Genomic DNA, 24,930 nt, shown 5'->3' with positions numbered 1-24,930 from the left:
CGGGGCCTCAGAGCCTGCCTTTGAATCTTCGAAGCGGCGCAGCCGCTTGGCCCACCCCCGCAACCGGCACCGCCGCGGGTTCTCAGGCGCTCTCTGGCGAGGACAGCTCTTTCGCGGCGTATGGGTTGATACGTGAGAAAGAGATCCCGGAGCCAGAGGGCGCCTGAGGTTCCGCCACCGGCACCCCCAAGAAAGGTGAGTCCGAAAACCGTTCTCAAACACGGGCGGCCCGCACCGACATCACGTCCGGGAGGTGCTGGGCGACCAGGTGCCAGGTGTCTCCCTCGTCGGGGCTGGCGTAGACCTCGCCGGAGCGGGAGCCGAAGTAGATGCCCGCCGGGTCGGCGTCGTCGGTCCACATCGCGTCGCGCATCACCGCCGACCAGAACCGGTCCGGCAGACCCTCCGACAGGGCCGTCCACGACTGCCCGGCGTCCTCGCTGCGGTAGACGCGGCACTGCCCGTCCGGCGGGAAGCGACGCATGTCGGCCGACAGCGGGAAGCCGTAGACCACGTCCGGCCGATGCGGGTGGGCGACGATCGGGAAGCCGAAGTCGCTGGGCAGGCCGTCGGCGATCGAGTGCCACGTCGCCGCGCCGTCCTCGCTGCGGTAGACGCCGAAGTGGTTCTGCAGGAAGAAGCGCTCCGGTTTGGCGGGGTGCTGGGCGATCTTGTGGACGCACTGCCCGAACTCCGGGTACGGGTCCGGCAGGAACTTCGCCGAGACGCCGGTGTTGCTCGGATTCCAGCTCTTGCCGCCGTCCTCGGTCCGGTAGACGCCGCCGGTCGACATCGCCACCGCGATCCGCTGGTGGTCGACGGGGTGCGGGATCACCGTGTGCACCGCCTGCCCGCCGCCCCCGGGCCACCACTGCTCCCGGTGCGGGTGGTCCCAGAGTCCGCGGACCAGCTCGTAGGTCCGCCCGCCGTCCTCGGACCGGAACAGCGCGGACGGCTCGGTGCCCGCGTAGACGACCTCGGGGCTGTCGGCGGGGCCGGGCGCGATCTGCCACACCCGCTCCAGCGCGGCGCCGGTGTCCTCCGGGAACGCGATCGGCGCCTCCTCCGGCTCCTGCCAGCTCGCGCCGAGGTCCTCGCTGATCACGACGCTCGGCCCGAAGTGCGTGCTCGACGCCCCGACCAGGATGCGCGGCGCGCGGCGGGTGTCGACGGCGACGGCGAACACCTCGGCCATCGGCAGGTGCGGTCCGGTGACCTCCCAGCCGGCACGGCCGTCGCGGCTGGTCGCCAGCCACAGCCCCTTCCTGGTGCCGATCGCGAGAACGACCTGCTCGGCCATGGTTCCTCCCGTGGTGTGACGTGTGTCTCAACGGGAAGTTACCTCCGAACCCCGACAAAGGCACCGGAAACGACGACGGCGCCCCCGCCGGAAAGCAGGGGCGCCGTCGTGTTGCCGGTGGTCAGACCAGCTTGGTCATCCACCCGTGGGTGTCCTCGACCGTGCCGTGCTGGATGCCGGTCAGCTTCTCGCGCAGCGCCATCGTCACCGTGCCGGGCCGGCCGTCGGCGATGGTGAACTCGGCGTCCTCGGACTTGACGTGGCCGACGGGGGTGATCACCGCGGCCGTGCCGCAGGCGAAGACCTCGGTCAGCTCACCGGAGGCGGCCTTCTTCTCCCACTCGTCGGTGGTGATGCGCCGCTCCTCGACCTGCATCCCGAGCTCCTCGCCGAGCCGCAGCAGCGACGAGCGGGTCACGCCCGGCAGCAGGCTGCCGGTCAGCGCCGGGGTCACCAGCCTGGCGTCGGAGCCCGAGCCGAACACGAAGAACAGGTTCATGCCGCCCATCTCCTCGACGGCCCTGCGCTCCACCGCGTCCAGCCAGACCACCTGGTCGCAGCCCTTGGCGACGGCCTGTGCCTGGGCGACGAAGGATGCCGCGTAGTTGCCCGCGAACTTCGCCGCGCCGGTGCCGCCGGGAGCCGCCCGCACGTACTCGTGGCCCAGCCACACCGTGACCGGCTTGATCCCGCCCGCGAAGTAGGAACCGGCGGGCGAGGCGATCACCGAGTACAGGTAGGAGTTGGCCGGCCGGTTGACTCCCAGGCTGGCCTCGGTGGAGATCATGAACGGCCGCAGGTACAGCGAGCTCTCGTGCTCGGTGGGCACCCAGCCGCGGTCCGCTGCGACCAGCTCGCGCAGCGAGTCCAGGAACAGCTCCTCCGGCAGCTCCGGCATGGCGATGCGCTGCGCCGAGCGCTGGAACCGCCGCGCGTTGGCGTCCGGCCGGAAGGCCGCGACCGAGCCGTCGGGCTGCTCGTAGGCCTTGAGTCCCTCGAAGATCGCCTGCGCGTAGTGCAGGACGGTGGTGGCGGGGTCGAGCTCCAGCGAGTGGTACGGCTCGAGCCGGGCGTCGTGCCAGCCCTGCTCGGCGCTCCACCGGATGGTCACCATGTGATCGGTGAAGTACTGCCCGAAACCCGGATTCGCCAACACCTCCGCCCGGCGATGGTCTGAGGCCGGATTCAGGTTGGTGTTGCGGGTGAACGACAGCGCTTCAGTCATGCGCGTACCGTATCGCGACGCTTCGAGCAGTGGAAACCCGATCTCCGGAAGTTGGGCTTCCGAGTTTTTCGCCCTCGTTGTTCCGTCGTTGTCCCGCGAGGCGGCCACCATCCGGGCGGCGCCTTCTATGATGTGGCCATGACCGACGCCCAGAACCTTCCCGCGGCCGGGCCCACGACCGTCTCGCAGGACATGCTGGCCGCGACGCTGGCCGCGCTGATGCCGCTGGGCGGAGGCTTCCTGATCCTCTGGGGCTACGCCTGGCTGGACATCTTCGGCGCGATCGTCGGCGCCGCCCTGGCCGGCGGCTGGGCGTTCTGGTGGCGCAACAAGCACCGGACGTTCTTCCCGAAGGACCTGCGGGGCGGTTCCGTCGGAGGCGTCGCGGTGCTCGTCGCGCTCTTCGGCCTGTTCTTCTTCCTCGCGCTCTAGGGCCCCGACAACCACCCGCGAGCGCGGGTCGGGGTCACGGGTCGACCAGCAGTGACTCCGGGATCGAGGGCAGGGTCCAGCCCGGGTCCGGCCGCGCGTCGCAGTAGGTGCCGTCGAACGGGAAGTCCCCGGCCTTGGCCAGCGCGATCATGCGCTCGCCCTCGGCCCTGATCCTGGTGATGAACGAGCGGTCGAAGCGCCCGGCCGCCATCGCGGCGTCGACCTCGTGCTCGTCCTTCCACTGCCAGTGGCCGTCCGGGAACACCTCGACGTCGAGCACCCCGTCGACCCTGCTGACGCCGGTGGCGTCGCGGCCCAGCGGCATCTCCAGGTTCACGTACCAGTTGCGGAACGTGCCGTCGGGCTCGAAGAACCACCACACCGACGACCACTCGTTCTCGAAGACCATCCGCAGCGTGGGCGTGCCCCGCCAGATCGAGCGGGCCGGGACGCGGACGCCGCCGAAGCGCTCGGCCATCGGCAGGTTGCGGGGGCTGCGACCGTCCGGCGAGGTGGTGACCCGGATGGACGTGCCGGGCAGCACCCAGCACAGCAGGGTCTCGCCGTCGTCGGCGAGCACCCGCGCCGGGTGCACGGTGCCCATCGAGCCGTCGAGCCTTAAGAATCGGTAGAGGACTTCCTGGCCGTAGTTCCACGTGGGCAGGCTCCGCTGCCTCACACCGCTCATGTCGAGCATGCCGCCTCAGCTCCATCGTCGGGAGAAGGCACCCGTCGCAACGGGCCCCACAATGACGACTGCAAGGGTCGCAAGCAAAGCGGGCACCGGCATACTCATGGCGAGCACGACTGCGAGACCCATACCAAGGCATGCCGCCCGCATGGGCCAAGCGCGTTCCTCCGAGAGGAGCAGTCTCGCCCCGGCGTTCGCGAAGGCGTAGTGGACGAGGACGCAGCAGGTCGCGAACGCCATCGCCGGGATCGGGTCGACGAGCTGCGCCACCACCGCCGCGGCCGCGCCCACCAGCAGGTCCAGCGGATACGGCGTTCCGGACCGCGCGCGCCGGCCGAGCGCGGCGGGCAGGTCGCCGTCCCGGACGAGCGCCAGCCCGGTCGAGCGGGCGATCTCCAGCGCGGCGAGCAGGACCGGCAGCAGCGCCACCGCGACGCCGACCGCGACCAGCGGCCGCAGGTCCGACGCGGCCGCCGCGCCCAGAACGTCGATCACCGGAACGGGCGACAACGCGAGCCGGGCCGGGCCGAGCTGGTAGAGCAGCCCGGCCGACAGCAGCCCGAGCAGCGCGGTGGTGACGGCGAGCGAGACGGTCACGCCGCGCCGGACCACCCGCCAGTCGAAGCGGTCGCGTTCCTCGGCGGGCGCGGTCAGCCGCTCGAAGCCGAGGAACGCGAAGAAGAGCACGCCCGCCGCGCCGGTGATGCCGACCGCGCTGTCGGACCCGGGAGGCGCGGACGGCGGCGCGGGCACGGCGTCGATGCCGAAGCAGACGGCGACGACGACCGCCACCACCGCGAAGATCAGCAGCAGCCAGAGCCAGGCCGCGCCCCCCCTGATCCGCAGGCCCGCGGTCGCGGCGAGCACCGCGAGCAGGACTGCCACCGCGGCCGCCCCGCCGGAGGCGGAAGGCACGAGCAGGTCACCGATCACCCCGGCGATCGCCGCCATCGCGGCGGCCTGACCGGCGATGTGGGTTGCCGCCCCGATCCGCGCGGGCACCAGACCGACTCGCGAGCGGGTGCAGGTGTAGGCCGCGCCCGGCCCCCGGTAGGCCGCCGACTGGTGGGCGGTGGAGACCGCGCAGCAGATGGCCGCCAGGGCCGCGACCGGCAACCCGAACAGCGACCAGGGGCCCGCCGCGGCGAACGCGGGGGCCAGGCCGACGAACAGGCCGACGCCGAGCATGGCGCCCAGCGCCTGCGGGATCGCGCTGGTCCCGGCCTCGAGACGTCGGGGCAACTCCAGCTCTTGGGCCACGAGACCACCCTTACAGAGGATGCCGCCCTGGGCAGCCGCCTGTCGGCTGATGCGCCGGACGGCCCAACCAGGATAGAACCGACAGGATGCCATCCTGGCGGACGCGCGGGGCCACCAGAGGCCCGCGGCGCCGCCGCCGGTGCGCACTGCCGGGTCCGCGCTGTCGAGTCTGCGCCAAGCGCAACGCCTGGACGGCTTGATCCACCCGAGCCGTTCTAGAGTGCGAACAGGACCGCGCTCCGGCGGCCCGCCTCAACCCCGTAGGCCCGGAGGATACGCACGTGACGACACCCAAACTCGCCCTCACCGACGGCGCGGTGGCCAAGCTGACGGTCGAAGCGCTGATCATCGGCACCGTGGCCGGACCGGACGGCGTCGAGCTCGCGCCCGGCTCCGAGCAGGTCGCGGCCGCCTTCGACGGCGACCTCGCGAAGGTGCTGGCTTCCCTGGGTGCGACCGGCAAGGCCGACGAGGTGGTCAAGCTCCCCGCCGGCGGCAAGCTGCGCGCGGAGGTCCTGGTCGCGGCCGGCCTCGGCAAGCCGGCCGACGCCGGGCCCTCGGCCGAGTCCGTCCGGCGCGGCTCCGGCGCCGCAGCCCGCGCGCTGACCGGTGTCTCGCACGCCGCCACCACGCTGTCCGCCGTGGACCTGTCGGCGGCCGTGCAGGGCACGGTGCTGGGCGCCTACGCCTTCAGCCGCTACAAGTCGCAGCCGGGTGACGAGCCGGTGTCCAAGGTGGACCTCGTGGTCTCCGACGCCAAGGACGACGCGACCAAGGCGACCCTCAAGGGCGCCACCGCCATCGCCGAGGCCGTCACCACCGCCCGCGACCTGATCAACACCCCGCCGAACGACCTGTACCCGGCTTCCTTCGCCGACCGCGCCGGCGAGCTCGGCCGCGCCGCGGGCCTGGAGGTCGAGGTCCTCGACGACAACGCGCTGCGCAAGCAGGGCTACGGCGGCATCCTCGGCGTCGGCAGCGGCTCGTCCCGGCCGCCACGGCTGGTGCGGTTGCGCCACAAGGGCCCGAAGGGCGCCAAGAAGGTCGCGCTGATCGGCAAGGGCATCACCTTCGACACCGGCGGCATCTCGCTCAAGCCGGGCGCCAACATGGACGAGATGACCTCGGACATGTCCGGCGCGGCCGCGGTGATCGCGACCATGGTGCTGGCGGCCAGGCTCAACTACCCGATCGACATCACCGCCACCGTGCCGATGGCCGAGAACATGCCGTCGGGCACCGCCTACCGCCCGGGCGACGTGCTGACCATGTACGGCGGCAAGACCGTCGAGGTCCTCAACACCGACGCGGAGGGCAGGCTCATCCTGGCCGACGCCATCGTGCGCGCCTGCGAGGACGAGCCGGACTACCTGGTCGAGACCTCCACGCTGACCGGCGCGCAGGTCGTCGCGCTGGGCAAGCGGACCCCCGGCGTGATGGGCACCGACGAGTTCCGCGACCGGGTCGCCGAGCTCTCGCAGGCCGTCGGCGAGGGCGGCTGGGCGATGCCGATGCCCGAGGAGCTGCGCGGCGACCTCGACTCGCGGCTGGCGGACCTGGCCAACATCACCGGCCACCGCTGGGGCGGCATGCTCGCGGCCGGGCTGTTCCTGCGGGAGTTCGTCGCCGAGGGCGTGCCGTGGGCCCACATCGACATCGCGGGCCCGGCGTACAACTCCGGCTCCCCGTGGGGCTACACCGCCAAGGGCGGCACGGGCGTCCCGGTCCGCACCCTCGCCGCGGTGCTGGCCGACATCGCCGGCCACGACTGATCCGGTGAATGGGACGGTGCCGTGGCGTGATCCATGCCTCAAACGGATCAACACGGCACCGCCCCCGGATGCCAGGATGGCGGGGTGACTGACACCGAGCCGGGCAAGCACGGCTACCAGGTCGACGTGGTGTGGACCGGCAACACCGGGCAGGGCACCGCCTCCTACCGCAGCTACCGGCGCACCCACGAGGTGCGCGCGGACGGCAAGGGCGTCATCGACGCCTCGGCCGACCCGGTCTTCCGCGGCGACGCCGACCGCTACAACCCCGAGGAGCTGCTGGTCGCGTCGCTGGCGCAGTGCCACATGCTCTGGTACCTGCATCTGGCGGCCGACTGCGGCGTCGTGGTGATCGGCTACCACGACCGGGCACGCGGGACGCTGGCGGAGAACGCCGACGGTTCCGGCCAGTTCGAGCAGGTCGTGCTGGCCCCGGAGGTCACCGTCGCCGACCGGGCCAGCGTCGACGTCGCCGAGGCGCTGCACGAGCGCGCGCACGAGCTCTGCTACATCGCCAAGTCCGTGACCTTCCCGGTGCACCACGAGCCGAGCACCCGCGTCGCGAACTGAATGTCTGTCTTTGATCATTGAAGCGGCGTCAGCCGCTTGGCCCGCCTTCGCAGCCAGCACGGCCGCGGGTTCTCAGGCGTTCTCTGGCGAGGACAGCCTTTTCGCTGCGTATGGCTGATACGTGAGAAAAAGATCCCGGAGCCAGAGGACGCCTGAGGTTCCGCCACCGGAACCGCCACGCAAGGTGAGTTCAAAGACAAGCGCTGAGACCCCGGCGTCCTCAGTCCTCCAGCGCCCTGCGCCGCTCGCGGTCGCGCACGATCCGCTGCCTGGCCTGGTAGTCGCGCATGCGCTGCGGGTAGCCCACCTTGGACACCTCGTAGCACGGCATCGACATCTTGCGGGCGAAGCGGTGCGCGGCGTCCGGGCTGCCGACCCGGCGGCGGGTCCACTCCCCGTCGTGGGCGATGAGCACCAGCGTCGTCTCGGTCACCGCGGTGCGCGGCTCGATGTATGCCTCCACCCCGCGCCGCCGCGCCGCCCACTCCCGCAGGTGCTCGGCGTCCTGGGAGCTTGCCGAGCGCGCCGGGCGCCGTCTGCGGCGAAGCCGGTCGAACAGGCCCACGCGACCCACCTTCCACTCGGGTCCCGCCCCGGCCGGCCGCACCACCGGTTCCCCCGGCGGGGAGGACCGCGACGAGATGTTCTCCCCATCGATGATGCCACCGGCCGTGTGCGGCCGGTGTCGATTCCGTGCGTGTGATCTCGGTCGAAGGGCCCGGAATAGGGCGAGCCCACGTCGCGTCGATACACCGTGTGGTGACAAGATGGCCCCGGAGCGCCTGACCTGTGCGTGCCGGGCGCCTACGCGAGTCAACGATGCCTGTCGAGGAGTGCGAAGTGACCGACACGTCCGCCGATCTGGTCATTCTCGGCGGCGGTTCGGGCGGCTACGCCTGCGCTTTCCGCGCGGCCGAGCTCGGCCTGTCCGTCGTCCTTATCGAAAAGGACAAGCTCGGTGGGACCTGCCTGCACCGCGGGTGCATCCCCACCAAGGCGCTGCTGCACGCGGCGGAGGTCGCCGACTCCGCCCGCGACGGTGACCAGTTCGGTGTGAAGACCTCGCTGGAGGGCATCGACATCGCGGGCGTCAACTCCTACAAGGACGGTGTCGTCAGCAAGCTCTACAAGGGCGTCCAGGGCCTGTTCAAGGCGCACAAGATCACCGTCGTCGAGGGTGCGGGCACCCTGGTCGACGCCAAGACCGTCGAGGTCGACGGCACCCGCTACACCGGCCGCAACGTCGTGCTCGCCACCGGCTCGTACTCCAAGTCGCTGCCGGGGCTGGAGCTGGGCGGCCGGGTCATCGCCAGCGAGCAGGCACTGAACCTGGACTTCGTCCCGGACAAGGTCGTGGTCCTCGGCGGCGGCGTGATCGGCGTGGAGTTCGCCAGCGTCTGGCGCTCCTTCGGCGCCGAGGTCACCATCGTCGAGGCCCTGCCGCACCTGGTGCCCAACGAGGACGAGTTCATCTCCAAGCGCCTGGAGCGCGAGTTCCGCAAGCGCGGCATCAAGTTCAAGACCGGCGTCAAGTTCACCGGCGCCCAGCAGAGCGCCGAGGGGGTCTCGGTCAGCCTGGAGAACGGCGACCAGTACGACGCCGACCTGCTGCTGGTGGCCGTCGGCCGCGGCCCCAACACCGCCGCGCTGGGCTTCGAGGAGGCCGGGGTGACCATGGAGCGCGGCTTCGTGCGCACCGACGAGCGCCTGCGCACCAGCGTCGACGGCGTCTACGCGGTCGGCGACATCGTGCCCGGCCTGCAGCTGGCGCACCGCGGCTTCCAGCAGGGCATCTTCGTGGCCGAGGAGATCGCGGGGCTCGACCCGCAGGCGATCGACGAGTCGGGCATCCCCCGGGTCACCTACAGCCACCCCGAGGTCGCCTCGGTCGGCCTGACCGAGGCCGCGGCCAAGGAGCAGTACGGATCGGTCGAGACCTTCAACTACGACCTGGCAGGCAACGGCAAGAGCCAGATCCTCAAGACCTCCGGTGCGGTGAAGCTGGTCCGGGTCACCGACGGCCCGGTGGTGGGACTGCACATGGTCGGCGACCGCGTCGGTGAGCTCATCGGCGAGGCCCAGCTCATCTACAACTGGGAGGCCCTGCCCGAGGACGTCGCACCGCTGGTGCACGCCCACCCGACTCAGACCGAAGCGCTCGGCGAGGCCCACCTCGCCCTGGCCGGCAAGCCGCTGCACGTGCACGGCTGACGTCTGAAATCCCGGCCGACCAGACGAGTCAGCCAAGCACCCCGCCACACTACGAGGAGACAGCGAACAGATGGCCTTCTCCGTCCAGATGCCGGCACTCGGCGAGAGCGTCACCGAGGGAACGATCACCAGGTGGCTCAAGCAGGAGGGCGACACCGTCGAGGTCGACGAACCCCTGCTGGAGGTCTCCACCGACAAGGTCGACACCGAGATCCCGTCCCCGGCCGCCGGCGTGCTGCAGCGCATCGTCGCCCAGGAGGACGACACCATCGAGATCGGCGGCGAGCTCGCCGTGATCGGTGAGTCGGGCGAGTCCGGCGGTGGCGAGCCCGCCCCCGCGGAGCAGCCCCAGCAGGCCGAGCCGCAGCAGCCCGAGCCGCAGCAGGCCGAGCCGCAGCAGGCCGAGGCCGCGCAGCCGGAGCCCGAGCAGCAGCAGTCCGCCCCGGCCCAGCAGGAGGCCCCGGCGCAGTCCGGTTCGGCCCAGGGCACCGAGGTGCCGATGCCCGCGCTGGGCGAGAGCGTCACCGAGGGAACGATCACCAGGTGGCTCAAGCAGGTCGGCGACACCGTCGAGGTCGACGAACCCCTCCTGGAGGTCTCCACCGACAAGGTCGACACCGAGATCCCGTCCCCGGTGGCCGGGACCCTGCTGGAGATCTCCGCCGGTGAGGACGACACCGTCGAGGTCGGCGCCAAGCTGGCCGTGGTCGGTGAGCAGGGCGCCGCTCCGGCGGCCTCCGCCCCGTCCGCGCCGCCGGAGGAGCAGACCGCCCCGCAGCAGGCCGCGCCGCAGCCGTCGGCCCCGGCCGAGCAGGAGGCGCCCGCCCAGCAGCAGGCACCGGCCCCGGCCGCGCCGCAGCCCGTGCAGGAGCAGCCCCAGCAGGCCGCACCGGCACAGCCCGCCCAGACGTCGGCTCCGGCCGAGGCCCCCTCGGGCGCCACGCCGTACGTGACGCCGCTGGTGCGCAAGCTGGCCAACGAGCACGGCATCGACCTGTCCAAGATCAAGGGCAGCGGTGTCGGCGGCCGGATCCGCAAGCAGGACGTGCAGGCGGCCGTCGACGCCTCCAAGGCCGAGCAGGAGGCGCCCGCGGCGGCCCCGTCGGCTCCGTCCCGGCCCAGCGCCGCGGGCCAGGCCGTGGAGCCCTCGGAAGAGGCGAAGGCGCTGCGCGGCACCACGCAGAAGATGACGCGGCTGCGCCAGCTGCTGGCCCGCCGGATGGTCGAGTCGCTGCAGACCGCCGCGCAGCTCACCACCGTGGTCGAGGTCGACGTCAGCAAGATCGCCCGCCTGCGGGAGCGCGCCAAGCAGAACTTCGAGGCGGCCGAAGGCGTCAAGCTCTCCTTCCTGCCCTTCTTCGCCAAGGCCGCGGCCGAGGCGCTGAAGCTGCACCCGAAGCTCAACGCTTCGGTGGACGAGGAGAACAAGGAGGTCACCTACCACGCCGCCGAGCACCTGGCGATCGCGGTCGACACCGAGCGCGGCCTGGTCTCGCCGGTGATCCACGACGCGGGTGACCTCAACCTCGGCGGGCTGGCCCGCAAGATCGCCGACCTGGCGGCGCGCACCCGCAACAACAAGATCAAGCCGGACGAGCTCAGCGGCGGCACGTTCACGCTGACCAACACCGGCAGCCGGGGTGCGCTGTTCGACACGCCGATCCTGAACCCGCCGCAGGTGGGCATGCTGGGCACCGGCACCGTGGTGAAGCGGCCGGTCGTGGTCACCGACGAGAACGGCGGCGACACGATCGCGATCCGCTCGATGGTGTACCTAGCGCTGTCCTACGACCACCGCCTGGTCGACGGCGCGGACGCGGCCCGGTTCCTGGCCACCCTCAAGCAGCGGCTCGAGGACGGCGCCTTCGAGGCCGACCTGGGCCTCTGACACGGCCGACGGCAGCGGGGCCGCCCACCGATCCGGTGGGCGGCCCCGCTTCCTTTGCGGTGGCAGGTGGGCTCCAGCGTCGCGCCGCGGAAGGCGGTGCGAGACGATCAGCGCATGCGCGTGGTTATCGCCGGCTCGTCCGGGTTGATCGGCACCAGCCTGGTCCCCGCTCTCCGGCAGGCTAGGCACGAGGTGGTGCGGCTGGTGCGCCGCAGGCCGGAGGCACCCGACGAACGCGGGTGGGACCCGCCGGCGGGCCGGCTCGACGAGGACGCCCTGGAGGGCGCCGACGCGGTGGTCAACCTCTGCGGCGCGGGCATCGGGGACCGCCGGTGGACCCCGGAGCGCAAGCGCGTGCTGCTGGACTCCCGGCTCCGCCCGACCTCCGTGCTGGCCGAGGCGGTCGCCCAGCACGGGGTCGCGACGATGGTCAACGCCTCGGCGGTGGGTTTCTACGGCGACACCGGGCAGCGCCCGGTGACCGAGTCCGCGCCGCCCGGTGACGGATTCCTCGCCGACCTGGTCCGCCAGTGGGAGGCCGCGACCGCACCCGCCTCCGACGCGGGCGCGCGGGTCGTGCTGGCCCGCACCGGTCCGGTGCTCTCCCCCGCGGGCGGGCTGCTCGGCAGGCTCCGGCCGCTGTTCTCGTTCCTGCTCGGGGGACGCTTCGGCGACGGTGAGCAGTACCTGCCGTGGATCTCGCTGGACGACGAGGTCGCGGCGCTGCGCTTCGTCCTCGAACACCCGGAGATCTCCGGTCCGGTGAACCTGACCGGGCCCACCCCGGTGCGCAACGCCGAGTTCGCGCGGGCGCTGGGCGAGGCGGTCGGGCGTCCGGCGCCGTGGGTGGTGCCGGGGTTCGTGCTGCGGGCGGCCGTCGGTGAGCTGGCCGAAGACGTGCTCGGCGGGCAACGGGCGGTGCCCGCGGTGCTGGAGGGGCACGGCTTCAGGTTCCAGCACCCCACGGTCCGGGCCGCCCTGGCGGCGGCTGTGCCCTCGGCTGGTAGCCGGGCGTAGCCTGGCCCGGTGACTCGTGCCGAGATTTCGTGTCGCGCCTCGTCAGACCCCGTCGAGGTGCGCGAGTTGGGAACCATCGACTACCTGTCCGCGTGGGACCTCCAGCGCGAGCTGGCCAACGGCCGCGCCGAGGGCGCGAACCCGGACACCGTGCTGATGCTGGAGCACCCGTCGGTGTACACGGCGGGCAAGCGCACCGCGCCGGAGGACCGGCCGCAGGACGGGACTCCGGTCATCGACGTCGACCGCGGCGGCAAGATCACCTGGCACGGGCCGGGCCAGATCGTCGGCTACCCGATCCTGCAGCTGTGCGACCCGATCGACGTCGTGGACTACGTCCGGCGCCTGGAAGAGGCGCTGATCCGGGTCTGCGAGCAGTTCGGCGTCCACACCGGCCGGGTCGAGGGGCGCAGCGGTGTGTGGCTGCCCGCGGGCGACGGCCGCCCGGAGCGCAAGATCGCCGCGATCGGCATCCGGGTGCAGAAGGGCATCACGATGCACGGCCTGGAGCTGAACTGCAATCCCGACATGACGCACTGGGACCGGATCATCCCGTGCGGCATCCGGGACGCCGGGACCACGTCGCTGTCGCTCGAGCTCGGCAGGGAGGTCACCGTCGCCGAGGTGCTGCCGCTGCTCACGCGGGCCGTGCTCGACGCCGTCGACGGCGTGCTGCCGGTCTCGGAGCGCAACATCGAGCGCGATCAGCCCGCGGTGGCGGGCGCGACCCTGGCGCTGGACCCCTCGCTGCGCTGACCCGCTGGCACAACCGAACTCCGCTCCTCTAGTATTCCGGAATTACGGACTACCAGAGGAGTGGAACATGCCCGCACCCCGGCGCACCCTGTCCCGCCGCAGCGTGCTCACCGCCGCGACGGCTGCCGTCCCCGCACTCGCGCTCGCACCGCACGCCCTCGGCCAGTCGGCCGCACCACCGGATCTCTCCACCCCCGACGGCTGGCTGAGCTGGATCTCCACCCACCGCGACGCGTTCGCGATCGTCCTCGACGACGGACTCGGCGCCCAGCTGGCGCACCGGCCGCGGCAGGCGCAACTGCTGGCCTCGTCGGTCAAGGTCATCCACCTGGCCGCCTACGCCACGGCGGTCGCGGAGGGGCGGCTCGACCCGAACGAGCAGATCCGGGTCGGCGACTGGGAACGGTTCTACGTGCCGACCGACGGCGGCGGCCACATCGCGTCGCTGGGCGAGCTGGGCATCCCCACCGACCCCACCGGGCTCTACGCGGCCGACCCGAACCGGCTGGTCACGCTCGAGCAGATGATGATCTGCATGATCAAGTTCAGCGACAGCGCGGCACCGGACTTCCTGCGCGTCCGCCTCGGGGAGGGCGCGCTGCGCCGGGCGGCCCGCGACGGCGGCTGGCCCGACCCGGACCTGCGCTCGCTTTGCGCGGAGTACCTGTTCCTCGTGCTGCCCGAGCACGCTCCGCCGCAGGGCGCGCCGGTGCCGGCGCGGCGGCGCATCGGCTACCGGCTCGAACGCCGCTTCAGCTCCGATGCGGCGTTCCGACAGATGGTGAAGGACCGGCTCCTCCACAACCCGCTGCCCCCGGAGGACGTCCAGAAAGCCTGGGCGGCGGCGACCGCCGGCGGCGCGGCGTCGTCGCTGTCCGGCATCCACCGCTCGATCGCGACCGGCACGTTCCCGAACCGGCGCGCCGCGGACATCGCGCAGCGGATCCTCGAACTGCCGCTGAAGGACCACCTGCCCCCGGGACTGGCCGGCATCGGCATGAAGGGCGGCAGCCTCCCCGGCGGCCTGACCTGCGGCCTGTCGGTGCGGCGCGCCGACGGCACCGTCGGAGCCGGGGCACTGCTCGCGCAGGGCGACATCAGCGTGGAGCAGATCGCCAAGGGCGACCCGGGCGTGGTGCTGCTGCTGGCGCTGACCGATCCGGCTTGGCGGGACCGCCTCGCACGGACCCTGCGCGGCTGAGGCAAGCTCGAGGCGTGAGCACGCCATCGGACGACGACCTGCACGCCCGCGTCCTCGACCTCGAACGCCGTGTCGCGGCGCTGGAAGGGGTCGAGCGGGCGAACGCGGTGGAGCCCAGCGGGAGCTCGGTGGAGTACCGGGGCCAGCTCGCCGGGCCGGTCGAGCTGGAGTGGTCGATCCACGTCGACCCGGCCCGGGTGATGGAGCTCGACGACGGCCCCCGCACCGACGTCCTCGCCGCGCTCGGCCACCCGGCGCGGGCGGCGGTGGTGCGGCTGCTGGCCGGCGAGGGACCGCAGAACGCGGCGGCGCTGCAGGCCGCCGCCGGGCTGGGCTCCACCGGGCAGCTCTACCACCACCTCAAGAGCCTGACCTCGTGCGGACTGGTCGAGCAGGACAAGCGCGGTTCCTACCGCCTGCGCGCGCAGGCGACCATCCCCGCTCTCGTCCTGCTCACCGCGGCCTCCGACGTGGCGGGCCAGCTACGGCGCTAGAGCTGCGGGGCGACGGCCGAGGCGACCAGCTCCAGGTGGTCCAGGTCGGACAGGTCGAGGACCTGGAGGTAGAGGCGGGTGATGCCGGTGCGCTCGCGCCACGTCCCGATCTTGTCGACGACCTCCTCCGGCGTGCCCGCGAGCCCGTTGGTGCGCAGTTCGGGCACCTCGCGGCCGATGGCCTCGGCGCGCCGGGCGATCTCCGCCTCGTCCTTGCCCACGCACAGCACCAGCGCCGCGGACCGCACGATCTCGGCCGGGTCCCGGCCGATCGCGGAGCAGGCCGCCGACACGCGCTCGTACTGCGCGGCGGCGGTGTCGAGGTCGGCGAAGGGCAGGTTGAACTCGTCGGCGAACCGCGCGGCCAGCTCAGGGGTCCGCTTCTTGCCCGTGCCGCCGATCAGCACCGGCGGACGCGGGCTCTGCACCGGCTTGGGCAGCGCGGGCGAGTCGGCGAGGGTGTAGTGGCCGCCCTCGAAGCCGAAGGTCTCCCCCGGCGGGGTCTCCCACAGCCCGGTGATGATCTCCAGCTGCTCGGCGTAGCGGTCGAAGCGCTCCTTCAGCGAGGGGAACGGGATGCCGTAGGCGGTGTGCTCGTCGCCGTACCAACCGCTGCCCAGGCCCAGCTCGACGCGTCCGCCCGACATCTGGTCGACCTGGGCGACCGAGATGGCCAGCGGTCCGGGCAGCCGGAAGGTGCCTGCGGTCATCAGCGTTCCCAGCCGCAGCCGGGAGGTCTCGCGGGCCAGCCCCGCCAGCGTCACCCACGCGTCGGTGGGGCCGGGCTCGCCGGTCACCGACCCCATCTTGAGGTAGTGGTCGGAGCGGAAGAACGCGTCGTACCCGGCCTCTTCGGCGGTCCGCGCCACCCGCAGCAGATCGTCGTAGGTCGCCCCCTGCTGGGGCTCGGTGAAGACTCTGAGCTTGAATTCCTCGGTCACGTCGCCCGAGGCTATCCCGCCGCCGCGGTGCCGGAGGTGCGCAGGCCCTCCATGACCCGCTCCATGCACCGGCCGACCTCCTGGCTGGTGGTCTTGGGCTCCGGCGAGCCGGCGATGGTCGTCGCGCCCGCCGACATCGCGCCGTAGACCACCCGCGTCAGCGCCTCCAGCGGCAGCGGCTCGATCTCGCCCTGCTCGATGAGCTGCCCGACGACGATGCGAACCATGCCGTAGGTGCTGCGCTCCTCTGCCTCCCGCCAGCACTCCCAGCCCATGACCGCCGGGCCCTGCTGCACGACGATCCGCTGGTAGGAGGGCTCCAGGCAGACCTCCAGGAACCCGTTCAGCCCGGCCAGCATCCGCTCCCAGGGGACCCCGGCGCCGGCGATCATCGATGAGATGCGCTCGGTGGCCCGGCGCTCGACCTCCTCGAAGGCTGCCTCGAACAGCGCCTGCTTGCCGCCGAAGTGGTGGTAGAGCGCGCCTTTGGTGACGCGGGCCGCCCTGGCGATCTCGTCGAGCGAGGTGCCGGCGTAGCCGTGCTCGGTGAACAGCTCGACGGCCGAATCCACCAGTGCCCGGCGGGTGGTCTCGGAGTACTCCACCCGTCGCGATCGAGCTGTTTCCATACTCACAACCATAAGACATACCGACGGTACGTCCGCGTGGTAGCTTCGAAGGCACATACTCCCGGTATGTCGCACACCAGAGGTACGCCACGAGGCCACCCGGAGGACGCACCATGAGTTGGCACGACTTCTACCGGCGGCAGAGCGCGATCCAGGCGGTTCTCGACCACGCCACCGCCCACCCCTCCGAGGAACTCACCCCCGAGGCCGTGCCGCAGGCGAGCGAGGTCTTCACCAGCACCGGGGAGCTGCTCCGCGCGCTGCACTACAAGTGGACGCAGCTGCTCACCGGCCGGATCGGGATCGCGCTGGCCGACGCCGACGCGGACCCGCGCGTGGACCGCGTCCAGGCGGTGACCGCCGCCTGGCGCCGCACCGCGGACGGGAACCCGGACCTGCGCGCGGTGCTGGACCGCCACGCCGGCGACCCGGCGCTGCGCCCGGCTCTGGAGCGAGAACAGCGGATGCTCGCCCTGGCCTCCGGTCTCGCCGAGCACTCCGAGCCGGCCGAGGAGATCTCCCGCGTCGGTGGCGCGTTCCTGAGCCTGATGCGCGGAACGCCGAAGTCCCCCGAGCGCAGCACCTGCGCGCTGCGGCTGCGCAAGCTCATCCCGAGCAGCTGAAACGCCGACCGGCGGCCGCGTCACCCCGTGGAGCCGCAGCCCCGTTGGTCGCCGAAACCGGCCGTACGAGCGGAAGTTCCCCGAGCAGGGCGCCGAGTTCGTCCAGGCGCCGTTCCGGGTGCCGTCCGGCGAGGGCTTCACCATCCGGCACCCGGACGAGCCCGCCGAGTACGTCCACCACCGCCCCGCACGAGATCAGCTGACCACCGACCGCATAGCCCGCATGAACGCCGACACCGCGGGATGCCGGTCGGCACCCCGCCGGTAGCTGATCCGCGTCCTGCGGTGCATCGGCAGCTCGGTGAGCGCGACTCCCGGCGGCGGGTCGACCGCCGCGAGCTGCGGGACGATCGCCACGCCCTGCTCCATCGCCACGAAGCCGAGCACCGCGGCGAAGTCGTCGATGTGGTGGCGGATCCGGGGCGCGAACCCGGCGGACTGGCAGGCCCGAACCGCCATCCGGTGGCAGAGCATGCCGGGCGGGGCGGTGATCCACGGCGCGTCGCGCCAGCGGGCGATCGCGTCGTCGGCGTCGGCGCCGCGCCAATCGCTCGGAGCCGCCAGGTGCAGGCACTCCTCCAGCAGCGGTTCGCCGTCCAGGCCCGGTGTGGGCTCGGGCGGCACGAAGTCGTAGTCGTGCACCAGGGCCACGTCGAGCTCGGAGCCGCGCAGCGCGCCCGCGACCTCGGCAGGGTCGATCTGGTCGACCATCGGTTCCAGCCGCGGGTGGTCGCGGGCCAGGACGGCCAGCCCCGCGGCCAGCATCCGGGCCGCCGAGGGGAAGGTGCCGATCCGCAGCGGCCCGGCCAGCCCGTCGCGCGCCCCGGCCAGGTCGGCCGCGGCCCGTTCCAGCACCTCCAGCACGGACTCGGCGTGCACCACCAGGTCGCGTCCGCTCTGGGTGAGTTCGACCCGGCGCCCGGAGCGCTCCAGCAGCGCGACGCCCGCCTCCCGCTCCAGGATGCTGAGCTGCTGGGACACCGCCGACGGGGAGAAGGACAGCGCGTCGGCGACCGCCGCGATGGTGCCGCGGTGAGCGAGTTCGCGCAGCAGGCGCAGGCGCCGCACATCGAGCATCGGCTCAGCCTAGTGACCCGAGCGTCGGCTCAGCTTAATGATCTGTGCACGAATGCGAACTGGACCCGCACAGCGCCGTGCGCGAGTGTCAGTGGCATGGAGCTGGCAGGCATCTACGTACCCCTGGTCACACCCTTCACCACCGGCGGAGACGTCGCCTACGACGCGGTCGAGGCGCTCGCGCACTCGGTGCTGGAAGCGGGGGCGGCCGGTGTGGTGGCGCTGGGCACGACCGGCGAGCCCGCGACGCTCGACGAGTCCGAACGCGCGCGTGTCGTGGCGGTCTGCGCCCGCGCGTGCCGGGAACGGGGCGCCACGCTGGTCGTCGGCACAGGCACCAACGACACGCGGCGCACCGGCGAGGCGCTTCGCGCGCTCGACGCCGATGCCGCGCTGGTCACGGTCCCGTACTTCACCCGCCCGTCCGAGGCGGGCGTGGTCGCCCACTTCCGGCACCTGTCGCAGGTCAGCGCGGTGCCGCTGGTCGTCTACAACATCCCGTACCGAACGGCGCGGCCGCTGAGCGCGGAGTGCCTGCGCGAGCTGGGCGCGCTACCCGGTGTCGTGGGGGTCAAGCAGTCCGCTGGGTGCGTCGACCAGAACACCGTCGACCTGCTCGGCGACACCCCGCCCGGTCTGGCGGTGCTGGCCGGCGACGACGCGTTCGCCCCCGCTCTGCTCGCGCTCGGCGCCCACGGCGGCATCCTCGCCTCGGCCCACCTGCACACCGCGGCTTTCGTCGAGCTGGCCGCGGCATGGCGCTGCGGTGACGTCCACCGCGCCCGCTCGCTGGGCAACTCCCTCGCCCCGTTGGCCAGGGCGCTGTTCGCCGAACCGAACCCGACCGTGCTCAAGGGCGTCCTGCACGCGCACGGGCGCATCCCGACTCCCGACGTCCGGCTCCCGCTGCTACCCGCCGGCGCGGCGGCCGTCACCGCAGCGGCGCGAGCTGCCGAAGAGGTGCCGGCCGCGGTCGGCTGAGCCGCAGACCCGCCGCCAGCTCCCGCCGCGCCCGCACCGACGGCAGGAAGCCGTGGACCTGCTGCCGCGTCCCGGCCTTGCCGCGGTGCACGACCTCGATCGGCCACGACAACGCGCGCACCAACCGCAACAGCACGACGACGGGCAGGATCGCGATCTGGACCACCAGCTCCAGCACCGCGCCGCCAAGGCACAGCACGAACAGCAGCACGAACGGGATGGCGATGATCGCCGAGATCGGGTCGTCACCGAGCCAGCCGGGCAGCACGTCGAGGGAGTCGGCGATCGACAGCCGTCGCCGCCACAGGAACCAGCGCCGCCGCGCATGCGGGCTCAGCCGTCGCAGTACCAGTTCCCAGTCCCGCGTGCTGATCTCGACGGGTGCGAACTCCGCGCCTTCGGCCGCGACCAGCCTGGCGGCGCCTTCATCGCCCGGTTCGCCCCCACGCCGCAGGTGCGCCGTGAGCGCCCCGCGCAGGCTCCGCGCCGAACGCGCGCCGGCCACCCGGAAGGTGCCCGCCCGGCATCCGTGGTTGCGCAGGTCGACCCACCACGACCCCAGCCCCAGGACGCGACCCACCAGCACGAACGGCAACAGCACCCACAGCACCAGCAGTTCGAGGAGACAAGCCAGCAGAAGGGGGAGGAACAGCGCGAACCACAACGTCCGGGCGAGCACCGACAGCGGCCCCTCGACCATCCTCGGCCACCGGCCACCGGCGATGCCCAGCCGCGCCAGCCGCCGCCACGGCAGCCACCGCACCCGGACCGACCACGAATCCGACACGGCGGTGCAGTATGCGCCCGGACACACCCGCGATTTCGGTTAACCCCTTTCACCATTCACCCGGTCCGGGTAAGGATGGCCCATGGCCAAGTGGACCACCGCCGACATCCCGGACCAGTCCGGGCGCACCGCGCTCATCACCGGCGCCAACTCGGGGCTGGGCCTGCACAGCGCCCGCGCACTGGCCGCCAGTGGCGCGAAGGTGCTGCTCGCCTGCCGCAGCCCCGAGCGCGGCCGCACCGCGCTCGCCCAGGTCGCCGCCGTCGCCGAGACCGAACCGAAGCTGGTCGAGCTCGACCTCGCCGACCTCGCCTCGGTCCGCAAGGCCGCCGCCGACGTCCGCGACCGCACCGGCGACGCCCTGGACGTGCTGATGAACAACGCGGGCGTCATGGCCACGCCCAGGCGCTCGACCCACGACGGCTTCGAGCTGCAGATCGGCACCAACCACCTCGGCCACGCCGCGCTCACCTGGCTCCTGATGCCCGCGCTGCGCCAGCGCGCGGGCGCCCGCGTCGTGACCGTCTCCAGCCTCGCCCACACCTTCGGCACCGTCGACGTCGACGACCTCGACCACACCCGCCGCCGCTACTCCCCCATCCGCGCCTACGGCCAGGCCAAGCTCGCCAACCTGATGTTCGCCCTGGAGCTGGACCGCCGGCTGCGCCACCACGGCATGGACGTCGTCAGCGTCGCCGCGCACCCGGGCATGAGCCGGACCGAGCTGCCCCAGAACTCCGCGCGGCTGCGCTCGGCGCCGCCGCTGGTCACCAAGGCCGTCGCGCTCGGCAGCTCGCTGATCACCCAGCCGGTGGAGCAGGGCATCCTGCCGCAGCTGCACGCCGCCACCGCGCCGGGCGTGCGCGGCGGCGAGTACTACGGCCCCGACGGGTTCCGCGAGGTCCGCGGCCACCCCGCGCCGGCGAAGACGACCCGCGCGGCCCGCGACGAGCACACCGCCCGGCGGCTGTGGAACGCCACCTCCGAGCTGACCGGCGTGGAACCCGACCCGAGCTGACCCGGTCCAGGTGGTGACCGTTCTCACGCTTCCGGCGCCCTCCGCGCGGAGGCGTAGCCTGTCAGCGTGACTGCGGCGCCGGAGGGGCGGAAGCTGTTGCGTCTTGAGGTGCGCAACAGCCAGACGCCTATCGAGAAGAAGCCATCGTGGATCAAGACCCGCGCTCGGATGGGACCCGAGTACCAGGAGCTCAAGGGCCTGGTGAAGCGGGAGGGACTGCACACCGTCTGCGAGGAGGCGGGCTGTCCGAACATCTTCGAGTGCTGGGAGGACCGCGAGGCCACCTTCCTCATCGGGGGTGACCAGTGCACCCGCCGCTGCGACTTCTGCCAGATCGACACCGGCAAGCCCGCCGAGCTCGACGTGGAGGAGCCGCGCCGGGTCGCCGAGTCGGTGCAGGCGATGGGGCTGCGCTACTCCACGGTCACCGGTGTCGCGCGCGACGACCTCGAGGACGGCGGCGCCTGGCTGTACGCCGAGACGGTGCGCCAGATCCACCAGCTCAACCCCGGCATCGGCGTCGAGCTGCTGATCCCGGACTTCAACGCCGACCCCGGCCAGCTCGCCGAGGTCTTCGGCTCCCGGCCGGAGGTGCTGGCCCACAACGTCGAGACCGTGCCGCGGATCTTCAAGCGGATCCGTCCGGCGTTTCGCTACGAGCGGTCGCTGGAGGTCATCACCCGGGCCCGCGAGGACGGCCTGGTGACCAAGTCCAACCTCATCCTGGGCATGGGCGAGACGCCCGAGGAGGTCACCGACGCGCTGCGCGACCTGCGCGAGGCGGGCACCGACATCATCACCATCACCCAGTACCTGCGCCCCAGCCCCCGCCACCACCCCGTGGAGCGCTGGGTCAAGCCGGAGGAGTTCGTCGAGCACACCCGCACCGCCGAGGAGCTCGGCTTCCCCGGTGTGATGGCCGGGCCGCTCGTGCGCTCCAGCTACCGCGCCGGGCGCCTGTACGCCAAGGCCACCGAGCACCGCGGCATGCCGCTGCCGGACAACCTCGCGCACCTGGCCAAGGCCGGTACCGCCGCGCAGGAAGCCAGCAGCCTGCTGTCCCGCTGACCAGCGACGGGGCCGTGACCGAAGCGGTCACGACCCTGCCCCCGGGAGGCTGCGGCGACCGTAGCTGCACGGCCCGGACCCGCCGCCGTATCCTGAGAGCCATGGCCAAGCAGGACAAGGCCGCCAAGAAAGAGGCGGCCAAGCAGCGGCGCAAGGCATCCCGGGGCCGCGTCAAGCAGATCTTCGAGGCGTTCAAGATGCAGCGCCGGGAGGACAAGCTCCTCCTGCCGCTGATGATCGGGGCGTTCCTCGGCGTCTCCGTCGTGGTGTTCCTGCTCGGCCTCATCTGGGGCCTGCAGTGGGTGTTCCTGCCCGTGGGCCTGGCCCTGGGCCTGCTCGCCGCGACGATCGTCTTCGGCCGCCGGGTGCAGTCCAACGTCTACCGCAAGGCCGACGGCCAGCCCGGTGCCGCCGGGTGGGCGCTGGAGAACCTGCGCGGCAAGTGGAATCTGTCGCAGGCCGTCGCGGGCACCACGCAGCTCGACGCCGTGCACCGCGTCATCGGCAAGCCCGGCATCGTGCTGGTCGGCGAGGGCGCGCCGAGCAGGCTCAAGCCGCTCCTGCAGCAGGAGAAGAAGCGGATCGCCCGGCTGGTCGGCGACACCCCGATCTACGAGGTCGTGGTGGGCACCGAGGAAGGCCAGGTGCCGCTGCGCAAGCTCCAGACGCACATGATGAAGCTTCCGCGCAACATCAACGCCGGCCAGATCGACGCCCTGGAGAACCGGCTCGCGGCGCTGGCCAGCCGGGGCAACGCGATGCCCAAGGGCCCCATGCCGCAGGGCGCCAAGATGCGAAACGTCCAGCGGGCGATGCGCCGCTCGTCGAAGTAGCGACTGAGACCAGGAAGGCGCCCCGCCGGATCCGGCGGGGCGCCTTCGTGTTGCCAGGGTCAGCGGTTGAGGACGATGGTGCCGGTGAGGCGGTCGTGCCAGGCGCGGCCGTCGAAGTTCCAGATGGCCGCCGGGATGAGCAGGAACGTCAGCGCCGCCCGGACCACCGCGCGCCACGGGCCGACCATCGCGCCGCCGTCCAGGCGCGCGACCCAGATCCGCAGCAGGACCATGCCGGGGGTCGCGCCGAAGAGGGTCACCGGTACGACCGTGATGACGAACCAGGCGAGCAGGCTCCAGTTGCCCGGCGGTGCCGGCGCCGTGAAAGCCCAGGACACCAGCGACGCGAGCGCGATGTCGACCAGGAAGGCCGCGAGCCGCCTGCCGGGCCCGGACACCGACCCTGATCCGCTCCGCGGAATTCCCAGCCGCTCACCGCGCCACCGGGGTCGGTCGTCGTTATCGTTGTTGCCGGAGGCCTGCGCGCCGTCCAACCACGAACCGGTCAATCTACCCACGTCATCAAGGGTACGGCCTGACGCGGTGGGCGCCGGTGGCCCCGACCCGGGCACCGGAACCACCCGTTCGGGCGCTCGTTAACGCCCGCGAAACACAAGGGTGACGACCGGGCAACAACGCTGACATACCGTCGCAGTCGAGCCGGCGGGCAGCTCCTCGTCGGTGAGCTGTACGAGTGCGTGAAGGAGCCACCGAGGGTGTTCAAGAATCCAGACGAGGTCCTGCGCTTCATCTCCGAAGAGGACGTGAAGTTCGTCGATGTCCGGTTCTGCGACCTGCCGGGCGTCATGCAGCACTTCACGGTGCCCGCCGCGTCTTTCGACCAGGACGCCTTCACCGAGGGGCTCGCCTTCGACGGCTCGTCGGTCCGGGGGTTCCAGTCGATCCACGAGTCGGACATGCTGCTGCTCCCCGACCCCTACACCGCCAGGATCGACCCGTTCCGCGCCGAGAAGACGCTGATCCTCAACTTCTTCGTGCACGACCCGTTCACGTTGGAGCCCTACAGCCGGGACCCGCGCAACATCGCGCGCAAGGCCGAGCAGTACCTGGCCGAGTCGGGCATCGCCGACACCGCCTTCTTCGGCGCCGAGGCCGAGTTCTACATCTTCGACTCGGTCAAGTTCGGTGAGGCCGCCAACAAGTCCTTCGCCGAGGTCGACTCGATCGAGGGCTGGTGGAACACCGGCCGCGACGAGGAAGGCGGCAACCGGGGCTACAAGACCCGGATGAAGGGCGGCTACTTCCCGGTCTCGCCCTACGACCACTTCGCGGACCTGCGCGACCAGATGGTCCAGCAGCTGATCGCCTCCGGCTTCACCGTCGAGCGCGCCCACCACGAGGTCGGCACCGGCGGCCAGGCCGAGATCAACTACAAGTTCAACACGATGCTGCACGCGGCTGACGATCTCCAGCTGTTCAAGTACATCATCAAGAACACCGCGTGGCAGAACGGCAAGACCGCGACGTTCATGCCGAAGCCGCTGCTGGGCGACAACGGTTCAGGCATGCACGCCCACCAGTCGCTGTGGCAGGACGGCAACCCGCTGTTCCACGACGAATCCGGCTACGCGGGCCTCTCGGACACCGCGCGCTACTACATCGGCGGCATCCTGCACCACGCGCCGAGCCTGCTGGCCTTCACCAACCCGACGGTGAACTCCTACCACCGCCTGGTGCCGGGCTTCGAGGCCCCGGTGAACCTGGTCTACTCGCAGCGCAACCGCTCCGCCTGCATGCGGATCCCGATCACCGGCTCGAACCCGAAGGCCAAGCGCGTCGAGTTCCGCTGCCCGGACCCGTCGGGCAACCCGTACCTGGCGTTCGCCGCGATGCTGATGGCCGGTCTGGACGGCATCAAGAACAAGATGGAGCCGGCCGAGCCGATCGACAAGGACCTCTACGAGCTGCCGCCCGAGGAGGCCAAGAACGTCCCGCAGGTGCCGGACAGCCTGTCCAAGGTCATCGACCGGCTGGAGACCGACCACGACTACCTGCTCGAGGGTGGCGTGTTCACCGAGGACCTGATCGAGACCTGGATCAACCTCAAGCGGGAGAACGAGATCGACCCGATCCGCCTGCGTCCGCACCCGCACGAGTTCGCGCTGTACTTCGACGTGTGATCGACTGACGCGCAC

25 protein-coding genes are annotated in these 24,930 nt (G+C 71.9%); 15 read left to right on the top strand and 10 right to left on the bottom strand.

The features are described 5' to 3' along the window. Positions 1-214: 214 nt before the first annotated feature. Both HUO13_RS10605 and HUO13_RS10600 read right to left on the bottom strand, forming a co-directional pair. On the bottom strand, positions 215-1,300 hold the full coding sequence (locus HUO13_RS10605) for a WD40/YVTN/BNR-like repeat-containing protein (protein WP_211901234.1): 1,086 nt from the start codon (positions 1,298-1,300) through the stop codon (positions 215-217). A 121-nt stretch (positions 1,301-1,421) separates the two neighbouring features. Further along, the gene (locus HUO13_RS10600) at positions 1,422-2,525 is read right to left on the bottom strand and encodes a branched-chain amino acid aminotransferase (protein WP_211901233.1); all 1,104 of its coding nucleotides are present in this window, start codon (positions 2,523-2,525) and stop codon (positions 1,422-1,424) included. A gap of 138 nt (positions 2,526-2,663) precedes the next feature. Between HUO13_RS10600 and HUO13_RS10595 the strand changes: the two genes are divergently transcribed. Next, positions 2,664-2,957 (top strand): hypothetical protein, encoded by a 294-nt coding sequence (locus HUO13_RS10595; protein WP_009943911.1) that lies wholly within the window; start codon positions 2,664-2,666, stop codon positions 2,955-2,957. A 34-nt stretch (positions 2,958-2,991) separates the two neighbouring features. On the opposite strand, the gene HUO13_RS10590 is transcribed toward HUO13_RS10595, so the two are convergent. Both HUO13_RS10590 and HUO13_RS10585 read right to left on the bottom strand, forming a co-directional pair. Beyond that, positions 2,992-3,654, bottom strand: coding sequence for a DUF402 domain-containing protein (locus HUO13_RS10590; RefSeq protein ID WP_211901232.1), 663 nt, complete (start codon positions 3,652-3,654; stop codon positions 2,992-2,994). Between the two features lie 6 nt (positions 3,655-3,660). Beyond that, positions 3,661-4,908, bottom strand: coding sequence for an amino acid permease (locus HUO13_RS10585; protein ID WP_211901231.1), 1,248 nt, complete (start codon positions 4,906-4,908; stop codon positions 3,661-3,663). A gap of 281 nt (positions 4,909-5,189) precedes the next feature. Here HUO13_RS10585 and HUO13_RS10580 point away from each other — a divergent pair, with 281 nt between their 5' ends. Next, entirely contained in the window at positions 5,190-6,680 is a 1,491-nt protein-coding gene (locus HUO13_RS10580) for a leucyl aminopeptidase (protein WP_211901230.1), read from the top strand. An 84-nt stretch (positions 6,681-6,764) separates the two neighbouring features. Beyond that, positions 6,765-7,250, top strand: coding sequence for an OsmC family protein (locus HUO13_RS10575; protein WP_211901229.1), 486 nt, complete (start codon positions 6,765-6,767; stop codon positions 7,248-7,250). Between the two features lie 220 nt (positions 7,251-7,470). On the opposite strand, the gene HUO13_RS10570 is transcribed toward HUO13_RS10575, so the two are convergent. Further along, positions 7,471-7,815 (bottom strand): oxidoreductase, encoded by a 345-nt coding sequence (locus HUO13_RS10570; protein ID WP_211901228.1) that lies wholly within the window; start codon positions 7,813-7,815, stop codon positions 7,471-7,473. A 275-nt stretch (positions 7,816-8,090) separates the two neighbouring features. Between HUO13_RS10570 and lpdA the strand changes: the two genes are divergently transcribed. From lpdA to HUO13_RS10540, 6 genes are all read left to right on the top strand, one after another. Beyond that, positions 8,091-9,461: a dihydrolipoyl dehydrogenase gene (gene lpdA, locus HUO13_RS10565; RefSeq protein ID WP_211897984.1), complete on the top strand. Its 1,371-nt coding sequence runs from the start codon at positions 8,091-8,093 to the stop codon at positions 9,459-9,461. Between the two features lie 70 nt (positions 9,462-9,531). Then, the gene (sucB, locus tag HUO13_RS10560) at positions 9,532-11,349 is read left to right on the top strand and encodes a 2-oxoglutarate dehydrogenase, E2 component, dihydrolipoamide succinyltransferase (RefSeq protein WP_211901227.1); all 1,818 of its coding nucleotides are present in this window, start codon (positions 9,532-9,534) and stop codon (positions 11,347-11,349) included. A 114-nt stretch (positions 11,350-11,463) separates the two neighbouring features. Continuing rightward, positions 11,464-12,366: a TIGR01777 family oxidoreductase gene (locus tag HUO13_RS10555; RefSeq protein ID WP_211901226.1), complete on the top strand. Its 903-nt coding sequence runs from the start codon at positions 11,464-11,466 to the stop codon at positions 12,364-12,366. A gap of 9 nt (positions 12,367-12,375) precedes the next feature. After that, positions 12,376-13,122: a lipoyl(octanoyl) transferase LipB gene (gene lipB / locus HUO13_RS10550; protein WP_211901225.1), complete on the top strand. Its 747-nt coding sequence runs from the start codon at positions 12,376-12,378 to the stop codon at positions 13,120-13,122. Between the two features lie 67 nt (positions 13,123-13,189). Continuing rightward, positions 13,190-14,323 (top strand): serine hydrolase, encoded by a 1,134-nt coding sequence (locus tag HUO13_RS10545; protein ID WP_211901224.1) that lies wholly within the window; start codon positions 13,190-13,192, stop codon positions 14,321-14,323. Between the two features lie 14 nt (positions 14,324-14,337). After that, the gene (locus HUO13_RS10540; protein ID WP_211901223.1) at positions 14,338-14,817 is read left to right on the top strand and encodes an ArsR/SmtB family transcription factor; all 480 of its coding nucleotides are present in this window, start codon (positions 14,338-14,340) and stop codon (positions 14,815-14,817) included. On the opposite strand, the gene HUO13_RS10535 is transcribed toward HUO13_RS10540, so the two are convergent. Further along, positions 14,814-15,758, bottom strand: a complete 945-nt coding sequence (locus HUO13_RS10535) for an LLM class F420-dependent oxidoreductase (RefSeq protein WP_211901222.1) — start codon at positions 15,756-15,758, stop codon at positions 14,814-14,816. The genes HUO13_RS10540 and HUO13_RS10535 overlap by 4 nt on opposite strands. 11 nt (positions 15,759-15,769) lie before the next feature. Next, complete coding sequence (locus HUO13_RS10530) at positions 15,770-16,387, bottom strand: TetR/AcrR family transcriptional regulator (RefSeq protein ID WP_211901221.1); 618 nt, start codon at positions 16,385-16,387, stop codon at positions 15,770-15,772. A gap of 113 nt (positions 16,388-16,500) precedes the next feature. On the opposite strand from HUO13_RS10530, the gene HUO13_RS10525 reads away from it, so the two are divergent. Continuing rightward, positions 16,501-17,010, top strand: a complete 510-nt coding sequence (locus HUO13_RS10525; protein ID WP_211901220.1) for a hypothetical protein — start codon at positions 16,501-16,503, stop codon at positions 17,008-17,010. Positions 17,011-17,205: 195 nt separating this feature from the next. Here HUO13_RS10525 and HUO13_RS10520 read toward each other — a convergent pair whose 3' ends face one another. Continuing rightward, positions 17,206-18,087, bottom strand: coding sequence for a LysR family transcriptional regulator (locus tag HUO13_RS10520; RefSeq protein WP_211901219.1), 882 nt, complete (start codon positions 18,085-18,087; stop codon positions 17,206-17,208). Between the two features lie 96 nt (positions 18,088-18,183). Between HUO13_RS10520 and HUO13_RS10515 the strand changes: the two genes are divergently transcribed. After that, entirely contained in the window at positions 18,184-19,068 is an 885-nt protein-coding gene (locus HUO13_RS10515) for a dihydrodipicolinate synthase family protein (protein WP_211901218.1), read from the top strand. Here the strand turns inward: HUO13_RS10515 and HUO13_RS10510 are convergent. Next, positions 19,019-19,855 (bottom strand): hypothetical protein, encoded by an 837-nt coding sequence (locus HUO13_RS10510; protein ID WP_211901217.1) that lies wholly within the window; start codon positions 19,853-19,855, stop codon positions 19,019-19,021. The two genes, HUO13_RS10515 and HUO13_RS10510, sit on opposite strands and share 50 nt — an antisense overlap. An 82-nt stretch (positions 19,856-19,937) precedes the next feature. Between HUO13_RS10510 and HUO13_RS10505 the strand changes: the two genes are divergently transcribed. From HUO13_RS10505 to HUO13_RS10495, 3 genes are all read left to right on the top strand, one after another. Then, entirely contained in the window at positions 19,938-20,873 is a 936-nt protein-coding gene (locus tag HUO13_RS10505) for an oxidoreductase (protein WP_211901216.1), read from the top strand. Between the two features lie 66 nt (positions 20,874-20,939). Beyond that, positions 20,940-21,941: a lipoyl synthase gene (lipA, locus tag HUO13_RS10500; protein ID WP_211901215.1), complete on the top strand. Its 1,002-nt coding sequence runs from the start codon at positions 20,940-20,942 to the stop codon at positions 21,939-21,941. 101 nt (positions 21,942-22,042) lie between these two features. Next, a complete protein-coding gene (locus tag HUO13_RS10495) occupies positions 22,043-22,774 on the top strand; it encodes a DUF4191 domain-containing protein (RefSeq protein ID WP_211901214.1) in 732 nt (243 codons plus the stop codon). 59 nt (positions 22,775-22,833) lie between these two features. Here the strand turns inward: HUO13_RS10495 and HUO13_RS10490 are convergent, their stop codons facing one another. Continuing rightward, positions 22,834-23,292, bottom strand: coding sequence for an RDD family protein (locus tag HUO13_RS10490; protein ID WP_432757833.1), 459 nt, complete (start codon positions 23,290-23,292; stop codon positions 22,834-22,836). Positions 23,293-23,490: 198 nt separating this feature from the next. Between HUO13_RS10490 and glnA the strand changes: the two genes are divergently transcribed. Continuing rightward, positions 23,491-24,915 carry a type I glutamate--ammonia ligase gene (glnA, locus tag HUO13_RS10485; RefSeq protein ID WP_211901213.1) on the top strand — a complete coding sequence of 475 codons (1,425 nt, stop codon included), beginning with the start codon at positions 23,491-23,493 and terminating at the stop codon, positions 24,913-24,915. Positions 24,916-24,930 lie beyond the last annotated feature (15 nt).

The organism is Saccharopolyspora erythraea, from assembly GCF_018141105.1.
Lineage (GTDB): Bacteria > Actinomycetota > Actinomycetes > Mycobacteriales > Pseudonocardiaceae > Saccharopolyspora_D > Saccharopolyspora_D erythraea_A.
This window is presented reverse-complemented; position numbering and strand designations above follow the sequence as displayed.